Source organism: Methylobacterium sp. HMF5984 (assembly GCF_045033435.1).
Lineage (GTDB): Bacteria > Pseudomonadota > Alphaproteobacteria > Rhizobiales > Beijerinckiaceae > Methylobacterium.
The window spans coordinates 26,501-47,890 of the sequence record NZ_JBJFLN010000002.1 but is presented as its reverse complement, the minus strand read 5'-3'; the positions used below and the strand labels follow the sequence as shown (position 1 = coordinate 47,890).

Annotated in this window: 21 protein-coding genes and 1 pseudogene; 7 read left to right on the top strand and 15 right to left on the bottom strand. The window is 63.0% G+C overall.

Annotated elements, in window-relative coordinates:
• The first annotated feature begins 423 nt into the window (after window positions 1–423).
• Entirely contained in the window at window positions 424–936 is a 513-nt protein-coding gene (locus ACFZ8E_RS26805) for a hypothetical protein (RefSeq protein ID WP_405044514.1), read from the top strand.
• Window positions 937–1,463: 527 nt separating this feature from the next.
• Window positions 1,464–2,253 (top strand): annotated as a pseudogene (locus ACFZ8E_RS26800) (IS5 family transposase).
• Window positions 2,254–2,296: 43 nt separating this feature from the next.
• On the opposite strand, the gene ACFZ8E_RS26795 reads toward ACFZ8E_RS26800, so the two are convergent.
• Together ACFZ8E_RS26795 and ACFZ8E_RS26790 are read right to left on the bottom strand one after the other, a co-directional pair.
• The gene (locus ACFZ8E_RS26795) at window positions 2,297–2,890 is read right to left on the bottom strand and encodes a recombinase family protein (RefSeq protein WP_405044513.1); all 594 of its coding nucleotides are present in this window, start codon (window positions 2,888–2,890) and stop codon (window positions 2,297–2,299) included.
• 413 nt (window positions 2,891–3,303) lie between these two features.
• Window positions 3,304–5,040, bottom strand: a complete 1,737-nt coding sequence (locus tag ACFZ8E_RS26790) for a molybdopterin-dependent oxidoreductase (protein WP_405044512.1) — start codon at window positions 5,038–5,040, stop codon at window positions 3,304–3,306.
• Between the two features lie 520 nt (window positions 5,041–5,560).
• On the opposite strand from ACFZ8E_RS26790, the gene ACFZ8E_RS26785 reads away from it, so the two are divergent.
• On the top strand, window positions 5,561–5,668 hold the full coding sequence (locus ACFZ8E_RS26785; RefSeq protein WP_405044521.1) for a hypothetical protein: 108 nt from the start codon (window positions 5,561–5,563) through the stop codon (window positions 5,666–5,668).
• A gap of 36 nt (window positions 5,669–5,704) precedes the next feature.
• Here ACFZ8E_RS26785 and ACFZ8E_RS26780 read toward each other — a convergent pair whose 3' ends face one another.
• The 4 genes from ACFZ8E_RS26780 to ACFZ8E_RS26765 all read right to left on the bottom strand — a co-directional run bounded on the left by ACFZ8E_RS26780 (window position 5,705) and on the right by ACFZ8E_RS26765 (window position 9,098).
• On the bottom strand, window positions 5,705–6,847 hold the full coding sequence (locus tag ACFZ8E_RS26780; protein ID WP_405044511.1) for a PAS domain-containing protein: 1,143 nt from the start codon (window positions 6,845–6,847) through the stop codon (window positions 5,705–5,707).
• A gap of 261 nt (window positions 6,848–7,108) precedes the next feature.
• The gene (locus tag ACFZ8E_RS26775; RefSeq protein ID WP_405044510.1) at window positions 7,109–7,327 is read right to left on the bottom strand and encodes a hypothetical protein; all 219 of its coding nucleotides are present in this window, start codon (window positions 7,325–7,327) and stop codon (window positions 7,109–7,111) included.
• Window positions 7,324–8,370: a bifunctional DNA-binding transcriptional regulator/O6-methylguanine-DNA methyltransferase Ada gene (gene ada, locus ACFZ8E_RS26770; protein WP_405044509.1), complete on the bottom strand. Its 1,047-nt coding sequence runs from the start codon at window positions 8,368–8,370 to the stop codon at window positions 7,324–7,326. The genes ACFZ8E_RS26775 and ada overlap by 4 nt, the downstream gene beginning before the upstream one ends.
• Before the next feature lie 35 nt (window positions 8,371–8,405).
• Complete coding sequence (locus ACFZ8E_RS26765) at window positions 8,406–9,098, bottom strand: flavin reductase family protein (RefSeq protein WP_405044508.1); 693 nt, start codon at window positions 9,096–9,098, stop codon at window positions 8,406–8,408.
• 807 nt (window positions 9,099–9,905) lie between these two features.
• Here ACFZ8E_RS26765 and ACFZ8E_RS26760 point away from each other — a divergent pair.
• The gene (locus tag ACFZ8E_RS26760; RefSeq protein ID WP_405044507.1) at window positions 9,906–11,333 is read left to right on the top strand and encodes a PAS domain S-box protein; all 1,428 of its coding nucleotides are present in this window, start codon (window positions 9,906–9,908) and stop codon (window positions 11,331–11,333) included.
• A gap of 230 nt (window positions 11,334–11,563) precedes the next feature.
• On the opposite strand, the gene ACFZ8E_RS26755 is transcribed toward ACFZ8E_RS26760, so the two are convergent.
• Window positions 11,564–12,169: a PAS domain-containing protein gene (locus ACFZ8E_RS26755; protein ID WP_405044506.1), complete on the bottom strand. Its 606-nt coding sequence runs from the start codon at window positions 12,167–12,169 to the stop codon at window positions 11,564–11,566.
• Window positions 12,170–12,347: 178 nt separating this feature from the next.
• Between ACFZ8E_RS26755 and ACFZ8E_RS26750 the strand changes: the two genes are divergently transcribed.
• Window positions 12,348–12,593 (top strand): hypothetical protein, encoded by a 246-nt coding sequence (locus tag ACFZ8E_RS26750; RefSeq protein ID WP_405044505.1) that lies wholly within the window; start codon window positions 12,348–12,350, stop codon window positions 12,591–12,593.
• A gap of 412 nt (window positions 12,594–13,005) precedes the next feature.
• Here the strand turns inward: ACFZ8E_RS26750 and ACFZ8E_RS26745 are convergent, their stop codons facing one another.
• The 5 genes from ACFZ8E_RS26745 to ACFZ8E_RS26725 all read right to left on the bottom strand — a co-directional run bounded on the left by ACFZ8E_RS26745 (window position 13,006) and on the right by ACFZ8E_RS26725 (window position 18,049).
• On the bottom strand, window positions 13,006–14,064 hold the full coding sequence (locus tag ACFZ8E_RS26745) for an HD-GYP domain-containing protein (protein ID WP_405044504.1): 1,059 nt from the start codon (window positions 14,062–14,064) through the stop codon (window positions 13,006–13,008).
• 44 nt (window positions 14,065–14,108) lie between these two features.
• Complete coding sequence (locus ACFZ8E_RS26740) at window positions 14,109–15,224, bottom strand: HD domain-containing phosphohydrolase (protein WP_405044503.1); 1,116 nt, start codon at window positions 15,222–15,224, stop codon at window positions 14,109–14,111.
• Window positions 15,225–15,281: 57 nt separating this feature from the next.
• Complete coding sequence (locus ACFZ8E_RS26735; protein WP_405044502.1) at window positions 15,282–15,578, bottom strand: hypothetical protein; 297 nt, start codon at window positions 15,576–15,578, stop codon at window positions 15,282–15,284.
• 7 nt (window positions 15,579–15,585) lie between these two features.
• Entirely contained in the window at window positions 15,586–17,277 is a 1,692-nt protein-coding gene (locus tag ACFZ8E_RS26730) for a methyl-accepting chemotaxis protein (RefSeq protein ID WP_405044501.1), read from the bottom strand.
• Window positions 17,278–17,560: 283 nt separating this feature from the next.
• Window positions 17,561–18,049, bottom strand: coding sequence for a PAS domain-containing protein (locus tag ACFZ8E_RS26725; RefSeq protein WP_405044500.1), 489 nt, complete (start codon window positions 18,047–18,049; stop codon window positions 17,561–17,563).
• A 343-nt stretch (window positions 18,050–18,392) separates the two neighbouring features.
• Between ACFZ8E_RS26725 and ACFZ8E_RS26720 the strand changes: the two genes are divergently transcribed.
• The gene (locus ACFZ8E_RS26720; RefSeq protein WP_405044499.1) at window positions 18,393–18,575 is read left to right on the top strand and encodes a hypothetical protein; all 183 of its coding nucleotides are present in this window, start codon (window positions 18,393–18,395) and stop codon (window positions 18,573–18,575) included.
• Window positions 18,576–19,055: 480 nt separating this feature from the next.
• Here ACFZ8E_RS26720 and ACFZ8E_RS26715 read toward each other — a convergent pair whose 3' ends face one another.
• From ACFZ8E_RS26715 to ACFZ8E_RS26705, 3 genes are all read right to left on the bottom strand, one after another.
• On the bottom strand, window positions 19,056–19,244 hold the full coding sequence (locus ACFZ8E_RS26715; protein ID WP_405044498.1) for a hypothetical protein: 189 nt from the start codon (window positions 19,242–19,244) through the stop codon (window positions 19,056–19,058).
• An 88-nt stretch (window positions 19,245–19,332) separates the two neighbouring features.
• On the bottom strand, window positions 19,333–19,545 hold the full coding sequence (locus ACFZ8E_RS26710) for a hypothetical protein (protein WP_405044497.1): 213 nt from the start codon (window positions 19,543–19,545) through the stop codon (window positions 19,333–19,335).
• Window positions 19,542–19,958 (bottom strand): flagellar biosynthesis repressor FlbT, encoded by a 417-nt coding sequence (locus ACFZ8E_RS26705; RefSeq protein ID WP_405044496.1) that lies wholly within the window; start codon window positions 19,956–19,958, stop codon window positions 19,542–19,544. The genes ACFZ8E_RS26710 and ACFZ8E_RS26705 overlap by 4 nt, the downstream gene beginning before the upstream one ends.
• 209 nt (window positions 19,959–20,167) lie before the next feature.
• Here ACFZ8E_RS26705 and ACFZ8E_RS26700 point away from each other — a divergent pair, with 209 nt between their 5' ends.
• Entirely contained in the window at window positions 20,168–21,361 is a 1,194-nt protein-coding gene (locus tag ACFZ8E_RS26700; RefSeq protein WP_405044495.1) for a flagellin, read from the top strand.
• Window positions 21,362–21,390 lie beyond the last annotated feature (29 nt).

Genomic DNA, 21,390 nt, shown 5'->3' with positions numbered 1-21,390 from the left:
CGAGCGCCGGGAAAAGGTTGTCGGCCAGGAGCCGGTTTTCGAGCCCTCGGTCGCTTTCGATCGGGCGATCTATGCCGGGTGGCATTGCGAGCTTGTGCTGCTCGCGGCCAAGTTCGCCGCCCTGCCCGGCCTGAACGTGACCGTCCCGCGCGCCTGGGGCGCCATGCGAGGCGCCGGCGACGCTGCTCGACTCTCTCCTGGTCCCGCCGCCGCCGGGCGATGGCGTGCCGCAGCATGTGCGGGATTGGGAGCCGGGCCAAGCCCGGCCGCGCAAGGCACGCGCCGCCGGTTAAATCTTACCCGAGGGGGCTTTTCAGACGGCAAAAGTTTGCGGACAACAAGCAGGCGTCAAAAGGTTTCCAAAGCGCCTCGCTCTGCAGGGCGCTTTATTGTGAGCCCACCCTCAAGCCTGCCGGTAAAATCTTGCGGATCGTGGTCACAGTCGACGACGCCTCGAGGCGCTTCGTCGGGGCGATCGCCGCCCTCGCTGCCAAGGCGCAGCGGGTCATGGTCGAGGGGCTCAACGAAGGTGGCGACTTGCTGCGCACCGGCGCCCGGCGCGATCTGCGCAAGCAAACCGGGGCCAAAACTTACGGGACGATCGTCGAGCATATTGGCTCGCGCCGAGCGGCTCCTGGCGCGCTGGAATATACGATCATGGGCGAGGGCAAGGGTCTGCCGATCCGCCTGTTCCCGTTGCGCTCGGCCGTGCACCGGCCGGTTACGGCGCAGCCCTTGGGCGCGGCGCACACCTTCGCGCGCAGTTTCACCACGTCCCGGCGTGGCCTGCTCAGGGGGCGGCGCGGCAACCGATCCGCGGCCTACGCGGGTCGTCGATCGCAAAGGAAATCACGAAGGATCAGACCGGCGCCGACTTCACGGCGAACGCCGCGCCGACGGTGCAGCGCGCGGTGCTCAAGCGCCTCGGCCGGATGATCTGAGACCATAAGCCATGCGCCGGGCGCCCGACCCGGCGCGACCTAGCTGCGTTTCGCCCGCGTCGGGCCCATGGCGGGGCCCCTCGGGAGGAGGTCGAGCCATGCGTTTGAAGGGGTCGCGGGTCCCTCCCCAGCCCGAGCTATATCGCGGGCGGGAAGCACCCGGCTTTTTCCCAGTAAAGCGGTTTTGAAACTGGGGTGACAGTCGTGACGGACAGCGAAAGTCAAAGTGACAGCAACAATGACGACGCTCTAAGGGCCTGTTTGAGCTCCTGCGCCGGACGCCCCCATCTGCTCGTGTACAAATACAAATTCCGTCTGGCGGGGCGGAATGAAGAGCAGATCTGGACGGACTGACATCGGACGCCTTACAAATCGCGCCTGAAGGACATGGTGCTGAAAGCGGGCTTGGACGAGGCGGCCTATTTCCTGGAACGAGCCGATCCGCCGGATCGACTAGGGCGTGTCGTCGTCTGAACGGATTGGCTTGGCTAGCGTTTTCGTTTCTCTGATGCCGGAGGGACGATGCTGAGCGACGCCCAGTGGTCTGAACTGGAGCCCTTGGTCGAGGCCTGCCGGCCCAAGGCCAAGACGCCCCCACAGGATCTCAGGCGCACACTCTTAGCCATCCTCTAGCGGCATCAGAACGGGGCCAAGTGGCGGGCCATTCCAGAGGATCTGGGGCCGTGGTGGCGCGCGGCGCAGATCTTCATCCGCTGGTCGCGTGCTGGCGTCTGAGAGCGGCTGCTCGGCCTCGTGCAGGAGCAGGGCGTCCAGCTTGGTATGGTGTTCCTCGATGGCACCAACGTGCGGGCGCACCAAAAGGCGGCAGGTGCTGCCAAAAGGGGGGATCTGGGGCCGAGCGAGACGCTCGTGAAGCGCTTGGCCGCCTCATCCTGAGCCTGTCGAAGGACGCGTGGCGGCGATAGTTCCAAGGCTTGCGTGATCGCCGACGGGCAGGGTCGCGCCATCGCCTTCCGGCTGGCACCCGGTCAGGCTCATGAACTGCCTCACGCCGTCCCCCTGCTCGACCAACTGACGGGCGTGCCCAAGTGGGTCGTCGGGGACCGCGGCGACACCCGTCACGCCTTTCGCCAGCACATCTGGAACATGGGCGCGACCGGCGATCCCACCCCAGCGCCACGAGGCGCCCGTCGCGTGCCCAGACTGGATCGACAACAACCGCAGTCAGGTCGAGCACCTCTGGGCCAGGCTCAAGGAATGGCGTGCCATCGCCACCCGCTACGAGAAGACCGCCGCCAGCTTCATGGGCGTCCTCTCCCGCGCTGCAGCCCTCGATTGGCTCAAGCGATGACACCCCCTAGAAGCGACGGCGGCGCGTCAGGTGTTGGCGGGGATCAGCCTTTCACAACCGCCGCCGCGGCCTGACTGCGAGCACGAGCTTGAGGGAAGTAGCTGTAGAAGGTGTCCCGGCTCACTCCGAGACGCTTGGCGATCGCTGCGATCGAGATGGTGCCCGTCTGCAGCAGGGCGCGGCCGACCTCGATGTCGGCCTCGGTCAGCTTCTTCGGCCGGCCACCTTTGCGCCCGCGGGCCAGCGCCGCCTTGAGCCCTTCCATCGTGCGCTCCCGGTTGAGGTCGAGGAAGTACTCGGCCATGGCGCCGTGCATCTGCAGGGCGAAGCGCCCGTGAGCGGTATCGCTGTCGAACTGCTCGGTCAGCGACCGGAAGTGGATCTCCTTCAGTCGCAGGCTGTCGATGGTGCGCATCATCTCGACGAGCGACCGGCCGAGCCGATCGAGCTTCCAGACCACGAGCACGTCGGTCGGCCGCAGGTAGGCGAGCGCCGCCTCGAACTCCGGACGCTTGGTCCCAGCCTTGCCGGACTTCTTCTCCTCGAACAGCTTCTCGCAGCCGGCGCCTTTCAGCGCATCACGCTGCAGATCGAGGTTCTGGTCGAGGGTGGAGACGCGGGCATATCCGACGAGCATGTCGGGATAGTGATCTTAGAGCGTTTTATCCGCAATAGAAAACCGGTCATAGTTTCCCGACAAAAACGAGGTTGTTTCCGATTGCCCACGATGCGCTCATGCTGACCGTCGGGAAAACGGTCGGATACCCGACATATAACTCGATAGGACGAAGGTCCGAGAAGGGTGGGGAGCAGACCCTGACCCTTCGCCCTGAAGCGGACGTTCCGCATTCGACCCAACACAGACGTACCGTGGGCCATTGGCGCTTCCTGAAAGCAGCCATTCTTCGGCCGTCCGGCAACTTCGGCTCGGGGTGGTGAGCGGCCATTGGCTGGACCACCACACGATCCTTTTAACGGCTAACTGCTCCCCGTATGTCGGGGAAGCGAGCGCTCAGGCATCCCATGTGACTTCCAGGGAATAGCCTGGTGTCAGATCGGCATCCGATAGCCGTAGAACTCGTGGTCCTCGTTGTAACCGCCCTGCCCAGCGCCAAGATCGGCGAAGTCGTGGACGAATTCGATCGCGGTGATCCATTTCACCATCTTGAAGCCCAGCTCGTTCTCGCAGCGCAGGCGCAGCGGCGCACCGTGCAGCACACTGACCGGAGCACCGTTCATCTCGTAGGCCAGGATGGTCAGCGCATGGTGCATGTTGTGCATCCGGTGCGCGTCGTAGTAACGCCCCCCTTCGCCACCCTCGGCGAACGAGTAGAACACGGCATAACGGGCCTCGGAACTGGGTTGCACGAGATCAAGGATGTGCTGCATCGGCACGCCGCCCCACTTGGCGACACCCGACCATCCCTGGATGCAGAAATGCGTGGTGATCTGCTCCTGCTTCGGCATCGCCCTGAGGTCCGCGAGCGAGAACTCCTGTGGTCGATCGACCAGCCCGTCCACCCGCAACCGATAATCCGCAAAATTGCCGGCGACCTGAGCGTCGAACTCGGCGGAGGCGGGCATGGTGCCGTTCGGCCAGAAATAAGGCGATATGTCCGCCTCGGTGAGTTCGGACCGTGGGTCCCACCACTCGGCCAGGCCCTTAATCCAGCCGATCATGAACTTACCGACGTGCTGCACTTGCCGCGCGTAGCGGATCGTTACCGGCGAGGCAGCCGCCCAAGCCCCGGCAACCACCGACATCGCCAGCATGAAAGGTAGGAAACCCGACCACGAGGCGTTCTGCACGCCGGCGAACATGTGGTTGGTGTTCTCGCGCAGGCTGGTGACGAACACCATGACGCCGTGCGCCAGGATGAACAGCACGAACCACGAGAAGGAGAGAAAGTGGATGGACCGCGCCACTTGCCGGTTCAGCACCCGCCCGGTCCAGCCAAGGCGGTTGGAGATCGCCGGGCTCTGCAGCAGGCCGGTGGCAATGGAGACAGGGGCTGCGATGAACACCGTGGCGAAATAGGCCAGCTGCTGCAGAGCATTGTAGCGGGTCCAGCCCTGGTCCACCGGAAAGTTCAGCGACCCGTACTGGATCGCCGTCGAGATCGCGCTTGGGAACACGTCCCAAGTCAGCGGCACCAGGCGGCGCCACTGATCGGTGGCGAATAGCATCACGTAGAAGACGACGCCGTTCACCGTCCAAAGCAGGTTAGTGGAGAAATGCCACCAGCGGGCCAACCCGATGGAGTGGCGCAACCCAGGAATGCCGAGCCACTTCGGCAGCGTCACGGAGTCGTCTTTGGCGGTCCAGATCCGCCCGGTCGGCACCGGGCGCTGGAAGCGGAACCAGTCCGTGCCTGGCGTGCAATCTCGTTTCCAGTATAGCCGGGGGTGGTCTGCCAGGATTTGGATGCCGGCGCGGATGATGAACATCATGAACAGCATGTTCAGAAAATGCTGTAGCCGCAGCCACCAGGGAAAGCCGGAGTTCACCGAAGGCGCATTCTGCGCGATGCCGGGATGGCGTACGATGAACGCCTTCACGTCCGGATACTCTCGCAGGCTCTGTGCAAGGGCGACCACGAGGACGAGAGCGGCGAAGCCGAGTGGCAAGGCCCACAAAGTGCTGACCCAGCGCCGTCCGACGCGGATGCGAGGCACGATGCCTTGCTGTGGCGGCAGCCAATGGCTCAACAGGATGCGATCATCTGCACCACTCAGCTTCGCTGCGAGCGGGTCATGGATCGGCACGACATTGGGTGTATCCGTCATCGGCCTGATCCTGTGTGATGCTGGCGCGCCCGCCATGCTCTGCGCGGTGTGTCTGGTCCTCGGTTGGCAATCGGCAGGCTGACAGGATGGTGAGGCATCCAGCAGACCCATCTCGAACTGAAGTCGATGAAGCTGAATGGGTTGCGTAGCCGGTAACAGACCAGGATCACGCTTCCATCCTAGGCCCAGTCCTGCTGCGCGTCCCGATAGTATGTTGCCATCGAGTCAACGAGGGTCTGCCTCGGGTCGTGAGCGGGCGCACCAGTAGCGTCCGCTGTTATGCATGGCTACCCGAGAGCGGACCAGAAGAAATCCACCCTTCTCAGACATTGCCGCAAGCAATCGTGGGTATCGGCAAAACGGTCTGATACCCGACACGTCGTTCAGGTTGCTATCGACCCTTCTCTGAAGTTCAGAAGGTCCGCTTGCGGGCAACCTGACCCAGCTCTGTGACCAGCTCTGATCAGACGCGGCGAGACCTGGTTTGTATTAACGAAGCGAAGAGGTTCCCCAACTCGACCTGACCACGTGCGATCGGGAGCCGATCCACATTGTCGGCAACATCCAGCCGCTCGGGTTTCTGCTCGACCTCAATCCGTACACCCTGGTGATTGTCCATGCGGATTAGATCAGGGCTGAGTATCAGGTGGTCTGCTTGTGTGCGTCAGGTCGCGTCCGCCTGCACCAGCAGATCGGTCGGCATCGATATTAGCACGCGCAGACCCTCGGGTTCCCAGTGATAGGCGATCTTGCCGCCGAGCTGGCCGCTGACGCTGCGCTGGACCAAGGTTGCGCCGAACCCGACATGTTCCGGCGGTTGCGCGATCAGCGGCCCGCCCCGCCCACACCAAACCAGGCTGATGCGCTTGTCGTAGCGACGACATCTCAGACTGACGGTGCCTATATCACCAGACAGAGCACCATACTTGACCGCGTTCGTCGCGAGTTCGTGGATGATCAGCGCGAGGCTCGTTACTGACGTATCGCGGATCGGAATATCGGCAACATCGAACAACCGAATACGGCGATGTGCGCTGCTCACATCCTCGAACGGCATCAGCAAGGTGCGCAGTAGCGCCTGCATGGTCTGCACCGGGCGTGGCTCTGCCTTATCTTGGGATGACGCATGCAGATACTCCAGCGCCCGACCGAGGTTGGTGAACCGATCTCGCAGCGTTCGTGCATATGGCTGCACCACCGGCACGTTGCGTGCCGACAGGGTGACCAGGCCGTTGACCAGAGCGAAGACGTTCTTCAGACGATGGCTCAGTTCTAGGCTGCACAGGACGCTGTGGGTTTGTGCTTGAGCCAATGCGGTGATGTCCCGTGATACCGCGAGCAGGCCGATGAGATCACCGTCGTCATCCAACATGCGCGAGAGCGTGATGTCCCAGTAACGTGCCTCTCCAAAAATTCCCGGACGCCAATGACTGAAACGGGCGACGCCGGTGTCACGCACGGCTTCGAGCATCTCCAAAACGGTCGCTCGCGCCTCATCGGGCCAGGATAGAGCCCAGGACTCGCCCTCGTTCTCGGCGGTGTTGCTACTGCGCAGCTGCTGTAGCGCGGTCGGGTTGGCGAACTGAAGATTACCCTGTGGATCGAGCACCTCAATGCAGTCTGGGCTCGCCTCGACGATGCACCGGCTTAGGATCTCGACGGACCATGGGCCGCGCCGTACCGCTTCGATGGTGCTGGGGTCGAACAGTCGGTGCTGTGGCGGTAGACGGCGTTGAGGTGAACCGTAGCCATTCAGGCCGGGGGATAGCGCCAGGGAGAGACGATCCCAGAGGGGTCCTGTCGCCATTGCCAGCTCCCGCGCCTTGGTCTCGCATGACGAAATGTCAAGCTATCGCCAAACTACGGAAACTGCGCATTGTCTCATGATCAAAAGATCATTACCTAGAAAACTTTACGGAAATTTAATCATTCTTCCGATGCATGCATTCCAACTATTGATGTTGAAGCTAAGAAAATGTTCTTTTTATGGAATGTTTTTGAGATTTTATTCTACCAGGCCCGTTACGCCTGAACGGGCTGATGCTCACTCAATGGAATGCTACTCCTTTCATAGGAGCGGATAGGAGAAGTAGCGGTACTCGCCGCGCCCGAACCCGTGCCTCGCCATGACGACGTGGCTGCGGAAGGTGGGTGTGTCCCCGTACATCCTGGAGACCGCATCGCACTGGTCGGCGACCAGGAGCTTGGGCAGCACGCCCCAACCCTGCCGGTCGAGGTCACGGGCGATTGTCTCCCAGTCCAGTTCGTCGATGCGGGCCATGATCATGTCGTCTGCTCCCGGTCGAGGATCGCGCGCTTGCGCTCGACGCCCCAGGCGTAGCCCGACAGGGCTCCGTCGCTACGCACGACACGGTGGCAGGGAATCGCAATCGCCAGCTTGTTGGCCGCGCACGCACCCGCCACCGCCCGGGTCGCGCTCGGGAGCCCGATGCGCTCCGCGACATCCATGTAGGAGGAGGTCCGACCGAGCGGGATGTCGCGCAGCGCCTGCCAGACCCGCTGCTGGAACGCCGTGCCGCGCACGTCGAGCGGCAGGTCCAGGCCGACCTGCGGCGCCTCCACGAAGCCGACCACCTTGGCCACGACGGCCTCGTAATCGGCGTCGGCGCCGACCAGCTTCGCCTTGGGGAAGCGGTCTTGGAGGTCGCGCGCCAGTTCATCGGGGTCGTCGCCGAGCAGGATGGCGGCCACGCCCCTGGCGCTGGAGGCGACCAGGATCGAGCCCAGTGTCGTCTCGCCGATAGCGAAACGGATCTCCTCCTGTACCCCGCCCTTGCGGAAGCTCGAAGGCGTCATCCCCAGCATGGCGGTGGACGCCTCGTAGAAGCGGCCGCTGGATCCGAAGCCGGCATCGTAGATGGCCTCGGTGACGCTTCCCTCGCCGACCAGCGCCTCGCGCACCCGCTTCGCGCGGTGGGCCGCCACGTAGCCCTTCGGCGTCAGGCCAGTTCGCGCCTTGAAGATACGGTGGAAGTACCCGGGGCTGAGCCCGAGCGCCGCGGCGAGTTCGGTCAGTGACGGCGCCGTCTCGCTGTCCTCAATCAACCGGCAAGCCTTGGTCACGAGCTCGGCGCTCACCGTCTCAGCGGCCGGTCCGTCGGGCTTGCACCGCTTGCACGGCCGGAAACCCGTTCGCCGCGCATCCTCAAGGGTGTCGTGGATGGTGACGTTCTTGGGATTGCAGCCGCGGGAGGGGCAGGACGGCCGGCAATAGACCCCGGTGGTACTGACGGCGTACCAGAATTGGTCGTCGGCCGTCTTGTCCCGGGCGACGATACGGGCCCAGCGCGGGTCGGCAAGGACCGCCATGGCGTGCGTGTCTCGGCTGGTCATAGCGTCGGGTCTCACGCTGCGAGTTCGGCTTCCCCGCGTGCCCGGTCGACGTCGGGCATGCGGTAGGCATCTTCCTTGATCTCGGCGAGGCGGGACGGAATGATCTCGGTGCCTGAGACACCGTAGAGCTTCTGGAAATTCATGATCAGCGGCTGCCACTTGGCGGGGTCGATCCGATTTTTGTGCCCCGCCATGAGTAAGTCCGGGTGCACGTGGACGCGGGTGATGCGCACCTCGAAGGCGGAGAGCAGGCCCGCAACCTGGGGGTCGTCGTCCATGATGCCGTGTCGGGCCGCGACGACGGCCTCCAGTTGGATTGGGCATTCCAGAGCGCGCGGCGGGGCCACCGTGTGCGACGGGATTGGGGTCAGGCCGGCCACCTCGAACTTCCGGGGCTCATAGGAATAGCCCAGCTTCTGCTTCAGCTCGGGTATCTTCTCGGTGCCCGTCAGACGCGCCAGCCTGTTCACCGCATCGGCCTGTTTGGGTGACGCCAGGTTCAGGACGCATTGTCCCGTCCGGATCATGTTCTGTGGCGTCTGCGACGCGGTCTGGAGGCCGAGCATGCACCGCCAGCCGAGCCACCATGCGGCTGACATCGGCGCGAGGTTGGCGGTGCCGTCCTCGTTCTGCGTGCTGATGAGGACGACCGGGGTTCCGAGGTAGAGGATCGACGGCTCGATGGTGACGTGGGGATCGGTCACGAGAAGCTCCATGGCTTGGCAACGAGCCGGTTATGCGATCCCGTGGGCTGCGAAGAACTCCGCTTCTTGCTCTCGAAACGATCAGTTCGCCCCGTCGGCGAACGTCGGCTTTCTCACTCTCCCGCCCCGGAGCGGACCGGCCGCCCCCCACCGAGGCTGTGTGAAAACGCGGCATTCATCGGTTGCGGTAGAATGATCTCCTCTCGCCCGCGCTGTGCGTTGGCTTAATAGGTGAATTGTCAGCGCCAGATCGGCCGTCTGGCGAGCTGAACTAGTTGCCGCGTAAAAATTTGTTTTACGCCTTGGCAATGCGCCCGCGTTTTCACACAGGCTCCACCCTTCTCGGACTTTGCCGCAACCAGTCGTAGGTGTCGGAGAAATGGTCGGATATCGGACATGCGAACTGATAGGACAAACGTCCAAGTTGGGTGGCAACTGGACCTTGCCCTATCATCCGAAAGAGGACGTTCCACCTGTGATCCAACTCGTCCACGATCCGGTATAGCTAGCTTTCGCACCTGCAGACGTTCGATGGCCACGCTGTAGGTCATCAGACCATCCGAAGGGCAGATCGGCATGAAGTGCCATATAAACACAACCTGTGGTTCGTCAGCCTTGAACGTTGCCGCTGACTGTCTTCCATTTCACACAGCGCTCCCGATCTCGGACAAGTGATTGTCGATTGGGGACCATTTAACTGACTTTAACCAATTGGTGATCAAATCGCTTTGATTTTATCAATTGATAGGCCGAGCCGTGTTCGCAATAGGCAATAACGACGCTAAAGCCACTCTGGACGCGGTCGCCTTGTCGCAAGCGATCATCGAGTTCCGGTTGGACGGGATCATCCTGACCGCCAATCGGAACTTCCTCGACGCCATGGGTTACAGCTTGGCCGAGATCCAGGGCCAGCATCATTCCTTATTCATCGATCCGGCTGACCGAGACAGCGCCGAATACCGCGCATTCTGGGATGCTCTGCGCTGCGGGACCTACAGGGCCGCCGAGTTCAAGCGCATCGCCAAGGGCGGGCGTCAGGTCTGGATCCAGGCGAGCTACAACCCTGTTCGCGACCGGTCTGGTCGTGTTTTCAAGATCGTCAAGATCGCCACTGACATCACCGGACAGAAGCTTCGCGCGCTGGATAGCGACGGTCAGATCTCCGCCCTGCACCGCTCGCAGGCTGTCATCGCCTTCGACCCGACCGGCACGGTCCTCGACGCCAATCAGAACTTCCTCGATGCGGTCGGCTACCGGCTTGAGGAGATCCGGGGCTGTCATCACAGCCTGTTCGTGGATGACGTCGAACGGTCGGGCATGATCTATCGCGGCTTCTGGGATCGGCTGGGACGCGGCGAGTTTGCCGCTGGCGAGTTTCGCCGGATTGCCAAGGGCGGCCGCGAGGTCTGGATCCAAGCAACCTACAACCCGATCACCGATGCAAACGGGACGGTGCTGAAGGTGGTCAAATTCGCTACCGACATCACCGAACAGGTGCAGGACCGCCAGCGCAGGGTCGAGGCGCAACGCGCGATCGGTGCGGATCTCGACGCGATTGGCTTCGCGGTTGAGGCCGTGACGCGGCAGACGGCCGATGCCGTCGGAACGATCGGACAAGTCTCCAGTGACGTCCAAGCCATGGCTTCGGGCTCGGAGGAGTTGTCGGCCTCCGTCTGCGAGATCAGTCAGCAGGTCAGCCACGCCGCGCGTATGGCCGGCGAGGCGGTCGAGCAGGCGCGTCACACTGGCGGCATTGTTGAGGGTCTGAGCGTGCAGGCGGCGCAGATCGGCGAAGTGGTCACGATGATCCAGGGCATCGCCTCGCAGACCAACCTGCTGGCGCTGAACGCTACGATTGAGGCGGCGCGAGCCGGCGTCTCGGGCAAGGGTTTTGCGGTCGTGGCTGCTGAGGTGAAGGCTTTGGCCGAGCAGACCGCCAAGGCGACCGATCAGATCCGGGTGCAAATCTCCGCGACCCAGGCGGCCACGTCCGAGGCCGTTGGCGCAATCGGTTCGATCCAAAGCACGATCCGGGCACTGAACGAGGTGTCTGCGGCGATTGCAGCAGCGGTTGAGGAGCAGTCGGCCGTGACCCGTGAGATGTCGGGTAGCATGCACACGGCAGCGCAGGGGGTGACGACGATCGCCGGCGGCATGGATGCGATCGCCCGCGCAAGCGAGCAGGTTGACACTGCCACACGCCAAGTGCGCGAAGCTGCGAGAGCGGTCGGTTGAGGTCATGGACGGCGATCCGTCGCGCGCCTCGCATCCCCACGGCGGAGAGCCACGGCGTCGGGATCGCGATATCAGCGACGAGACCACAGTGCCGGTGAGCGTCGTGCGGGAAGGCGATATCCGCTTCCACGGCTCGCCATTTATAAGCAGACAGTCTCAATTCCACCCAAACGGGTCATTCAGCCTCCGACCCTTCCCGGACTTTGGTTGGGTCTGGTGTTGGAAGTCGCTCAATGACGTCCGATCCGGGCGAGCGTCTGCCCTAGGCTGATCAATAGCAAATCCGTCGCCGCGCGAACCCCAGCGGGCGCGTCGGGGCCGAGCGTCTGCTTAAGTGCTAGGGCGAGGTCAGTCGCTCGTTCCAGCGGGTCATCGCTTATACCCGAACCGCTGACGACGTAGCGGTCGTCGCCATCGTGCATCTCGGTGATGTCGATCAGGATTCCGCACGAGCGCAAGGGATCCCCGGCCCCAGATAGATAGGTGCGGCCACGGCTGAGGAGCCATCGAACGGACCCGTCCTCGGCCATGACACGGTACTCGACCAGGAATAGGCCACCCGCCCGGGTCACCTCTCCAACATGATCAATCAGCCAAGCATGGTCGACGGGATGCACAGCCGCAATAGAGCTCGGCCCAGTAAGCTCTTTCCCGGCGAGGTCCGGATCTCCGGTCAGCAGCTGCGCCGCACCGACGTCGTAGACGATGACTTGGCGCACGTGATCCAAATCCCAAGTTCCAACGACGCGGGAGGCTTCAAGGGCGGCATGCAATCGCTCGTGCGAACCACCGATGTCCCCGGACGTGGCCACTGAACTGTCGAACCGCCGATCCATCTTGCCATCTCGCATGCGGGCAGCCGGACTGTGCCAGACCAATCCGTACTCCTTGCTTGCATGAATGACAAAGATTTCGTTTTGTGGTTGTGTATCGGGGGCGACCGTTGCCCTTACAGCGGGTCAGACAGCTCATCCCGTGTACGCGGAAGAGCCGGATAGGGCGGAGGAAGCGCGCATGGGCGACGATATTATAGCCCAGATCGCGATGGACGGCGACGCGACGACGAAACGGAACCTGCGCCGGATAGCTGACGCCCTCGGCGTGCCGGCCTCAGAGTTCTACAGTCCATTGATGCTGGATCAACAAGGCCTGACGTTGCTTACGCTTGTACAGGCCTACCTCGGCGGAGTCGATCCGGAAGCCCGCGAACGTTTCATGCATGCGGTGCAGGCGATAGGCGCTCAGTACTTGGCGACGTGATGGCGATCACCCCACGCGTTAAGTGGGCCGCGATCGCCGCTCTACCGTAGCAGAACAGGTCTGCGGATCAGTCACGTAACCCGTCGCACGCGTTCGGCCCATGGCGACTGCCTTCGCACTGACAGCCACGGGAACAGCGACGCGACTGCGCACGGGGCCGAGCGTCTGTTTCCGGGCACTGAGCTAACTATTGCTCCCCAACGACCTGGAAGTGGATCATCCTCCACCAAGCTACCCCGAAGCGGACCTTCCGAGGGGCCGCAATGGGTCGATAGGCGCCGTCCCTTGCCGTCGAGAAAACGATTGTTTACCGGACATATCGGCTGATAGTATGAATGATCGCGTGGATTAGTTTTCAGCCCGGCCGCTTCCAAAATGAAACTCTGGTCCGGTTCATTTGTGTTCTGCAACTTCACGCCATGTTCGGTACGGAGGCATCGAATGCCACGGCTACAGGATGGAAGGCGTGCACGAGGTCGACATCAAGGTGACCTTCCATACCCTTCAGGATAGCGTAGGCCTGCTGACCGGCGATCGGAGGTCTGTAAGGACGCCGTTCGACGAGGGCCCCGTAGATGTCGCAGACGGTAACCAACCGCACGAGATCGGGGATCTCCCGACCCTTGAGCCGATCCGGGTAGCCGGTGCCATCGAGCAGCTCGTGGTGCGACCGCACAGCCGCCAGCATCGTGTCTTCAAACCCCTGGCCCACGAGCATGGCGTGACCGCGCGCTGGATGCGTGCGCATCACCGCCGTCTCCGCCTCGGTGAGCTTGCCCGGCTTGTTCAGGATCTCAGTCGGAACGTGGATCTTGCCGACATCATGCAGCAGGGCAGCCTTCGTCAGGCGATGGCGGTCTGCCTCGCGAAGACCGAGTGCGGCCGAGAAGGCGGCAGCCAGCGACGCCACGAGCAGGCAGTGCTGGTGCGTGGCATCGTCGAACTGTTGGACCGCTCGGATCCAGTCGTAGATGCCGCTCTCACTGACGGCACGCACGACGAGGTCGGTGCCGATCTCGGCGCCGGCGGGCGTGATCGGTCTGCCGGATAAGAGGACCTGCCGGAGGAATTGCCGCGCTTTGACAGCCCGCTCCCGCACAGCAGCCGGGATCGGCCGCATCTGAACCTGGATGTGGCCCAATGTGGTTCGTAGCTGCTGCACGCTCGCGTTGGCGCTGAGCGTGCCATTCGCACCTAGAACCTGGGCATGAGCCTCGGCACGGGCAACATTGCCATGGACGAGGAACAGGTACGGCACCCCTTCGTCGCGCACCTGTTCTAGGACTCGGCGTAGGCGAACGATGGCATCGGAGGTGAGTGCCTCGACGTCGCTGACGATCAGTTTGGGGCGTGATACCGGCAGCGTGTCGCCGTACAAGTCATGGATGGTGCCGCCGGTTGCGGTCCCAAGATCGCGTGTGAGCCTTTGAGCACGACGCAGGTCATCCGTGATCAGCAGAAGCTCGCCCATGGCTGTTTCCGATCAGAGCGCTTCTTGAATGGAACGTCAGTGGGCTATCTGATGCTCTCGGCAACCTCGCGGCGCAATTCCGGTACGCGCGCCCACGGCTCGGTAGTCCGGGCTAGCGCTTCCAGGCGCGATCCGACCGCCGTCTCACGGACCGCCAGTACCGCGTCCCAGGCTGACGTGAAGGCTTCGACACAGGCCGGGTCGAAATGGCGGCCACTTTCGGCTTGGATGCAGCCCAGCGCCTCCTCGACCGCCATGGCCGCCTTGTACGGTCGCACCGTGGTCAAGGCGTCGAACACATCCGCCACCGCGACGATTCGGGCCGATAGGGGGATGGACTCGCCAGCCAAGCCGTGCGGGTAGCCGCAGCCATCCCACTTCTCATGGTGGGCCTCGGCGATCTCCGCGGCCAAGCAGATCAGCTCCGATCCGCTGCCGGTCAGGATCCGCTTGCCAACGATCGGGTGGGTGCGGATGACGGCGAACTCGGCCTCGTCGAGCCGCCCCTTCTTCAGCAGGATCCCGTCGGGCACGGCGACCTTGCCCACGTCATGAAGGGGGGCTGCGAGGTACAGCCGTTGGCAGTAATCCTCCGACAGCCCCATCGCCTCGGCGATGATCTGGCTGTAGCGGGCCACGCGCCAGGTATGGTCGCCGGTGTCGTTGTCTCGGTATTCGACCGCCAGGGCGAGGCGGAAGATGATCTCGGCTTCCCGCTCGCGCAGCTGTCGTGTCGCCCGCTCGATCTCGCCGGCCAGTGACGCCGCCTGTTCGTCGAGGTGCCGGACCGCGTTCGCCAATCGGACGAGGTTGTTCACCCGCACATTCAGCTCGATTCCCTTCGCTCGCTTGTCGAGGAAATCGGTGGCGCCCGCCTCCAGCGCGCTCAGCCTGACCGTGTCGCACACATCGCTGGTGATCATGGCGACTGGCACCTGCGCGTAGTGCGGTATAGCGCGGATCTCACGGATGAAAGTGATCCCGTCCAGCTCGGGCATGTGCTGGTCGACCAGCACGAGGTCGAAGGCGCAGGTTCGAGCCTCGACCAAAGCCGCGAGCGGGTCGCTGCAGGCGGTGACGATGATGCCGTCTTTAGCCTCCAGGAATTGTCGGAGGCGCAATAACATCACCTTGCTGTCATCTACGAGGAGGACGTCCATAATCAATTTCCGGCAGGTTTGGCGGGACTGTGATGCGGTCCAGACCGGACGACGTGTTCAGGATGGATAGTCTTCAGCGAGCAAGCCCAGCCGCGAGAAGGTGTCAGCCAAGCGGTACAAGCTGCTGCGCAGAGTCTGGATCTCCGGCGGCGAGCTGCCAGGTGCGACGGCCAGACGGTCGATTTCCTGCTCTAGATCCCGGCTCAGCTGCCGCAGTGAGCCTCCGAGCGATCGGATCTGAGGCCAGCGTGGCCCGGGATCGGCCTTGGTTGTGAGGACCTGTTCCAGGGCCGCCGCGAGCCGCTCAGCACCCGCTTGGTCAACGCGGCGGGACAGTAGGTGAACCTCGGCCATGATGACCTCACGCGGCCCGGACTGTGGCGAGGAAGCGTCCGACCTCGGCTGAGAGGTGCTCGGATTGGCGCGACAGCTCGGAGGCCGCGCCGAGGACTTGACTGGCAGCGGCCCCGGTCTCCTCGGCAGCGCCCGCCACACCGGCGATGTTGCTGGTGACCTCGCCCGTACCCATCGCCGCCTGGCTGACGTTGCGCACGATCTCCTGCGTCGCCGCACCCTGCTGCTCAACGGCGGCCGCAATGGACGTTGTTACGCCGCTGATCTCCTGGATCCGGGCGGTGATGCCACCGATCGCCGTCACTGCCTGACCGGTGGACGCCTGGATGCGTGCGATCTGTCCCGAGATCTCATCGGTTGCCCGCGCCGTCTGCGAAGCCAGTTCCTTGACCTCGGCAGCGACCACCGCGAAGCCTCGTCCCGCTTCACCGGCGCGCGCCGCCTCGATGGTGGCATTCAGTGCCAGAAGGTTGGTCTGTCCGGCAATGGTGGAGATCATGCCGACCACGTCGCCGATGCGCGAGACCGCCGTGCTCAGCTCCTGCACCAAAGCGCCGGTTTGATCGGCCTCGGCGACAGCTTGCTGTGCGAGGGCTGCAGAGCCATCGACCTGGCGTCCGATCTCCTGAACCGATGAGCCGAGCTCCTCGGCCGCTGCGGCGACGGTGTTGACGTTGGTGGCGGCCTCCTCCGCGGCAGCGGCCACGGTCGTGGATTGGCTCGCCGTCTCGGTCGCCGTCGCCGTCATCGTCTGGGCAGTCGCCTGCAGCTCGGTCGCCGACGACGAGACCATGCCGATGATCCCGCCAACCGCCGCTTCGAAGCCGTCAGCCATCTGCTGCATGCCAACCTTGCGCTGCTCCTCCGCCGCCAAGCGTGCCTGGGCGGTATCAGCCTCGAGCTGGCGGGTGCGGATCAGGTTGTCCTTGAATACCTGCACCGCGGCCGCCATCGCACCGATCTCGTCTCGGCGGGCTCGGTACGGCACCTCGGCCGTGGTGTCGCCGGCCGCCAGCACGGACATCGTGCTCGTCATCGCTTGGATCGGCCGTGACACGTGTACCAGGCCGAATGCGGTGGCCGCGCACGCCGTGGCTAGCGCCAGGGCCGCGGCAACGTAGGCGGCCAGGGTGGCAGCATCTGTCTCGGTCGTTGCAATATCCGCGTCGTGGCGGGCCCCACCTTCGTTGAGGGCAACATCGCGCGAAAGCGTCGTACGCGCTTCGTCGTAAAGGTGCACCGCATCAGGGCCGCTCATCAGAATGAGTGCCGCGGCCTGCTGTCCCGCCTCCATCAAGCGGCGCATCTCGCTATCGGCGTGCTCGAATCGGGTCCAGGTGGCGGAGAATGCCTCATACAAGGACTTCTCCTCGGCGGAGGAGATCAGTGCCTCGTAGGTCTTGCGCGCGCTCGCGAGCTTGGCATGGGTAGCGGCGAGCTGGGCTTCGTTTGCAGCGAGACGAGAGGCCGTATCGGAGAGCGTGAGGAGACGCAGCTGCTTTATCCGGACCTCGGATGCCGCGCTCCCGATCGCGTTGACGGCGATAATGGAAGGCAGCCAGTTGGTTGCGACCTGCGTAACGCTGTGACGAATACCGGTCAGCTTGAGGACGGAAAGAACGCCTTGTCCCGCACAGATCAGCGCGAGAAGGCCGAAGGCCGCAGACAGCGCGGCCTTGAGGGACAGGTTCAGACGCATGTGGCAAGGCTCTGATCGTAAGGGGCTAGTCGGATTGATGCCCCGCTACCGCACGCCTGAGGCCGCGCACGGATGTGCAACAATCTCGTGCGAGAGCGCGGGATGTATGAGCAGGCAAGCCTACTCAGAAGGCAATTCTTACTGTCTAAGATCAGTTATAAATGCTTAATTAAAGCTTAATATACGAAACAAGTGATCGGCAATAAAATCTATCAAAAGATCAAATACTGGATCGGCCTCAAAGGTACGCAAGGCCAATCTTATAAATTGATTAGATCGCGGGTTACTCGTTGGACGTAGCCGCGAAAACGGCGAGGCCCCGCAGGGCGCCAGGTAATAAGTCGTTACTTATTGAGCTGGGCTCGTAGCGCCCGCCACTGCTCCCAGCCGGGCGGCCGACCCGCCGCACGACCTCACGCTCGAATGAGATGAAGGCCTGAATACCGCCCTCGGCATCCCGCAACGGCCGGCAGTCGATCTCGGCCCGGTACTTGGCTCCATCGCCGCGGTAGTTGGTGACGTAGCCGTGAAACCGCTCGCCTGAGGATAGAGTGCGGTGGAAGGCGTCAAGCGTCTCCCGGCGCGTCTCCTTGCCTTGCATGAAGCGCGGACTCTGCCCGACGATCTCGCCCGGGTCCCGGCCGACTAGCTGCCCGAACGCGGGATTGGCGTAGAGGATGATCGGACCCGGACGTTCGATCGCCGCATCCGTGACCACGATGCCGACCGAGATGTCGTGCGCAAACGCCTTGATCCACTCGACGATTGTCATTCAGCTCCAGCGCATATGCCGCTCGCGTACGGTGCCGATCTTCAAGACAGCTACGGCCTCGACGTTCCATAGGACGCCCTTATGCGCACGGCCATTTCGTCGGGAAAACGGTCGGATACCCGACACCGCTGAGCTATGCGCTGAGTGCGCATAAGGTGCTTGCGATGTGGGCCGCCCGGTGAGGGCCATCGCAGATCCGCGGCAAGGCCACGGTCGCGCACGGTAAGGTACGGCAGCGTCACGGTAAGGAGCACGGTAGCAGCAGGGGTATCATACCACACGCACTGAAAGCTGCTGGCGGGTGCCATGTTGTCGAGAAAGACACGCCTCGCTACAGCGCGCCATGGACAAGCTCGAAGCCCTCCTGGACCGCCTCAAGACCCATCAGCGGTCATTGATCCTGGCGGCGGCCGAATACGACACATTGCCGGCCGCGAGCGTCTTGAGGCAGATCGCGGAGCTTGAGAACGCCATCGCGGCGGTAGAGGCGGTGGCCGACGAGGAGCGGGGTCGGCGGCAACGGTAGCCCAAGTCAGTCCGGCTGATCGGCTACCGAACGTTAACATATGATTGCGTGCCTAGAAATGTATCAGGCACATAATACTTGCACAACGCCCAATACCGATTGAATATTTTCCGTTCAATAAACAAATCTTGCGCAGAGGGTTCGCCCTGACGCAAGGATATTAACATTATGACCATGATTTCGCGTATTAGTTCCGACCAGCACGATGATTACGCTGTGAGGGCGGCCGCCGCAGCAGCCAGCGGAGATCGTCACGAGCAAGACCACATGAGCGAGCAGCCGTCACAGACACCAACGGTCGCCAACGGCGCTACGTCATATCATGAGGCCGCGATCCGCCAGTCTCAGCCGTCCCGGCGCTGACGGGAACCAACTGGTAGACGAGAGCCGAATGGTTCACGGTGGTTGGTGCTGCATCAGCAGCCAGCCGATCGCCTGATCCGCTGAGGCGGCCCTGCTTGCCCCCTGAGCAGGGCTTTCTCAGGTCTCCGGTCGGCGAACGTTGGGAAGCTCGCCGTATTTTGCCTGAACACGCGCGATGCGGTCCAATGACGTTCGGATGGCGGCACGGGTTGCTTGCAGCATTGCATCGTGCTCGGCGCGATGGGCCCTAACTCGATCAATGAGCATCTGGGTCTCTCGCAACGTGCGCTCTTCCAGCGAATGCATGCCGGCCCTCTCAGTACCCAGAACCGCGGAACGTTAGCGTGTGACCGCTGCGGGCAGCCTTGACCCAAGTCAAGCCTTTCAATCCGCCTTAAGACGCTTGAGGCCTTGCACGGATCATCCAGGCGTCGCGGTCTACGCGGGCCACGGCCAACTCCCTCTGCACGCCCTCAAGCCGGGCATGCATCTCGCCGGCATCGACCGCCGTCTCAATCAGGAGTTCCTGAGCCTCGGCGAGGGCCGCGCGCAGTTCCGCATTCTCGGTCGCGAGCGCCAGGACCAGAGCCGTCGTCTCGTCGCTCATCCTACGGCAACTAGATCCGCTCCGCGATCCCAGTTCTTACCACCCATTTCGTCTTCATAGGCGATAAGCTTCCGCCCAGTCTTGATAGCCAGGTGATACTGCTTGGCCGCCAGCGCGTCGTGGATCGCGACTAGGTACGGGGCCGAGCCCGGGATTGTCTTCAGGATCTCGATCGACTGCATCACAAGGAGGTTCTCAGCCTCGGCCGCACTCTCGTCGAGGTAGATGACCTGCAGGGTCACGCAGAGTTTCTTACTGATCGTATCAGCGTCCGCCTCGCGGATGATCTCGCTTTCGCGCAGAAACCTGCATGGCGTCTCGACCAGGAAGACCGATCGCCGATCCCCGTTCCGGATCAGTGCTCCGTTGATGATCAACCGCTCCGAGGGTTTCAGTTCGATGCGTAGCGCCATGCCGGCAACTCCATTCTAGAGACGCCTGACCATCGACACGATCTGTTAACGTTGTTTAAACTCCCGTGGTCATAATGGTCCAATAACACGCGGTGAATGCTCGACCCGCCCGATTTGACCGGTCGATTTAACGCGTCGGTAGGTGGCGACATGTTTGTTCACAAGGCCGGCAAAAAGCCGGTCCTCTGATCAAGTATGGATCTCACCTCATGTCCGGCGTTTCTCTCACCGCTGCTACCCGCCAGAACCTGCTCTCGCTGCAGGATACGGCGGCGCTCTCGTCGACGACGCAGAACCGTCTCTCCACCGGTAAGAAGGTTTCCTCGGCCCTCGACAACCCAGTCAACTTCTTCACCGCGCAGAGCCTGTCGAACCGCTCGTCGGACCTCGGCAGCCTGCTCGACAGCATCTCCAACGGCGTGCAGACGATCCAGGCGGCCAACCAGGGCCTGACCTCGATCCAGAAGCTCGTGGACTCGGCCAAGTCGACTGCCAACCAGGCGCTTGCGACGCAGATCACCACCACCGGAACGGCTGGCGCCGTCTTCTCTGCTACCGCCAACACTATCAATCTCGAAGTGAACGGCACCGCGGTCAACACCACGCTGACCACCAGCGACACCATCGACACGGCCATCACCAAGCTCAACAGCGCTGTCAGCGCTCAGGGCGCCGGTAACGCGTTCAGCAAGGACGTGACGGGCACCAAGATTGTCGTCAACGCCACCGCCGATATCGAGTTTTCGTCGCCCGCCGATCAGGCCAACCTCGGCTTCACCAGCGGCACTGCTAACGCGGGTCCTCAGTACGGCACCACCTCGACGGCCGGACAGAGCAACAACCTGACGGTGACCGGCGTCAAGGAGCGGGCTTCCCTGTCGAAGCAGTACAACAGCCTGCTGACCCAGATCGACCAGCTCGCCAAGGACTCGAGCTTCAACGGCACCAACCTGCTGTCGAGCAGCGCCACCACGAACAAGCTGCACATCTCGTTCAACGAGAAGGACACCTCGAACCTCGACGTCCAGGGCGTCGATGCCACCTCGACCGGTCTCAGCCTGAAGTCGATCACGGGCGACGCCGGCGCGACTGCGGACGGCAAGGGCAACTTCCTTCTCGACAGCTCGGTCACCTCCACGCTTAGCAGCCTGACGAGCGCATCCACGACGCTGCGCTCGCAGGCCTCGACCTTCGGCTCGAACCTGTCGGTGGTACAGAACCGCCAGGACTTCACCAAGAACCTCCAGAACGTGCTCGACACCGGCGCCTCCAAGCTCACCGATGCCGACCTGAACGAGGAGGCCGCGAACTCCCAGGCGCTGTCGACCCGCCAGTCGCTCGGCATCTCGGCGCTCTCGCTGGCCAACACCGCGCAGCAGGGCGTGCTTCAGCTTCTCCGCTAAGCGGCCTGAGCGTTCACAACACAACGAAG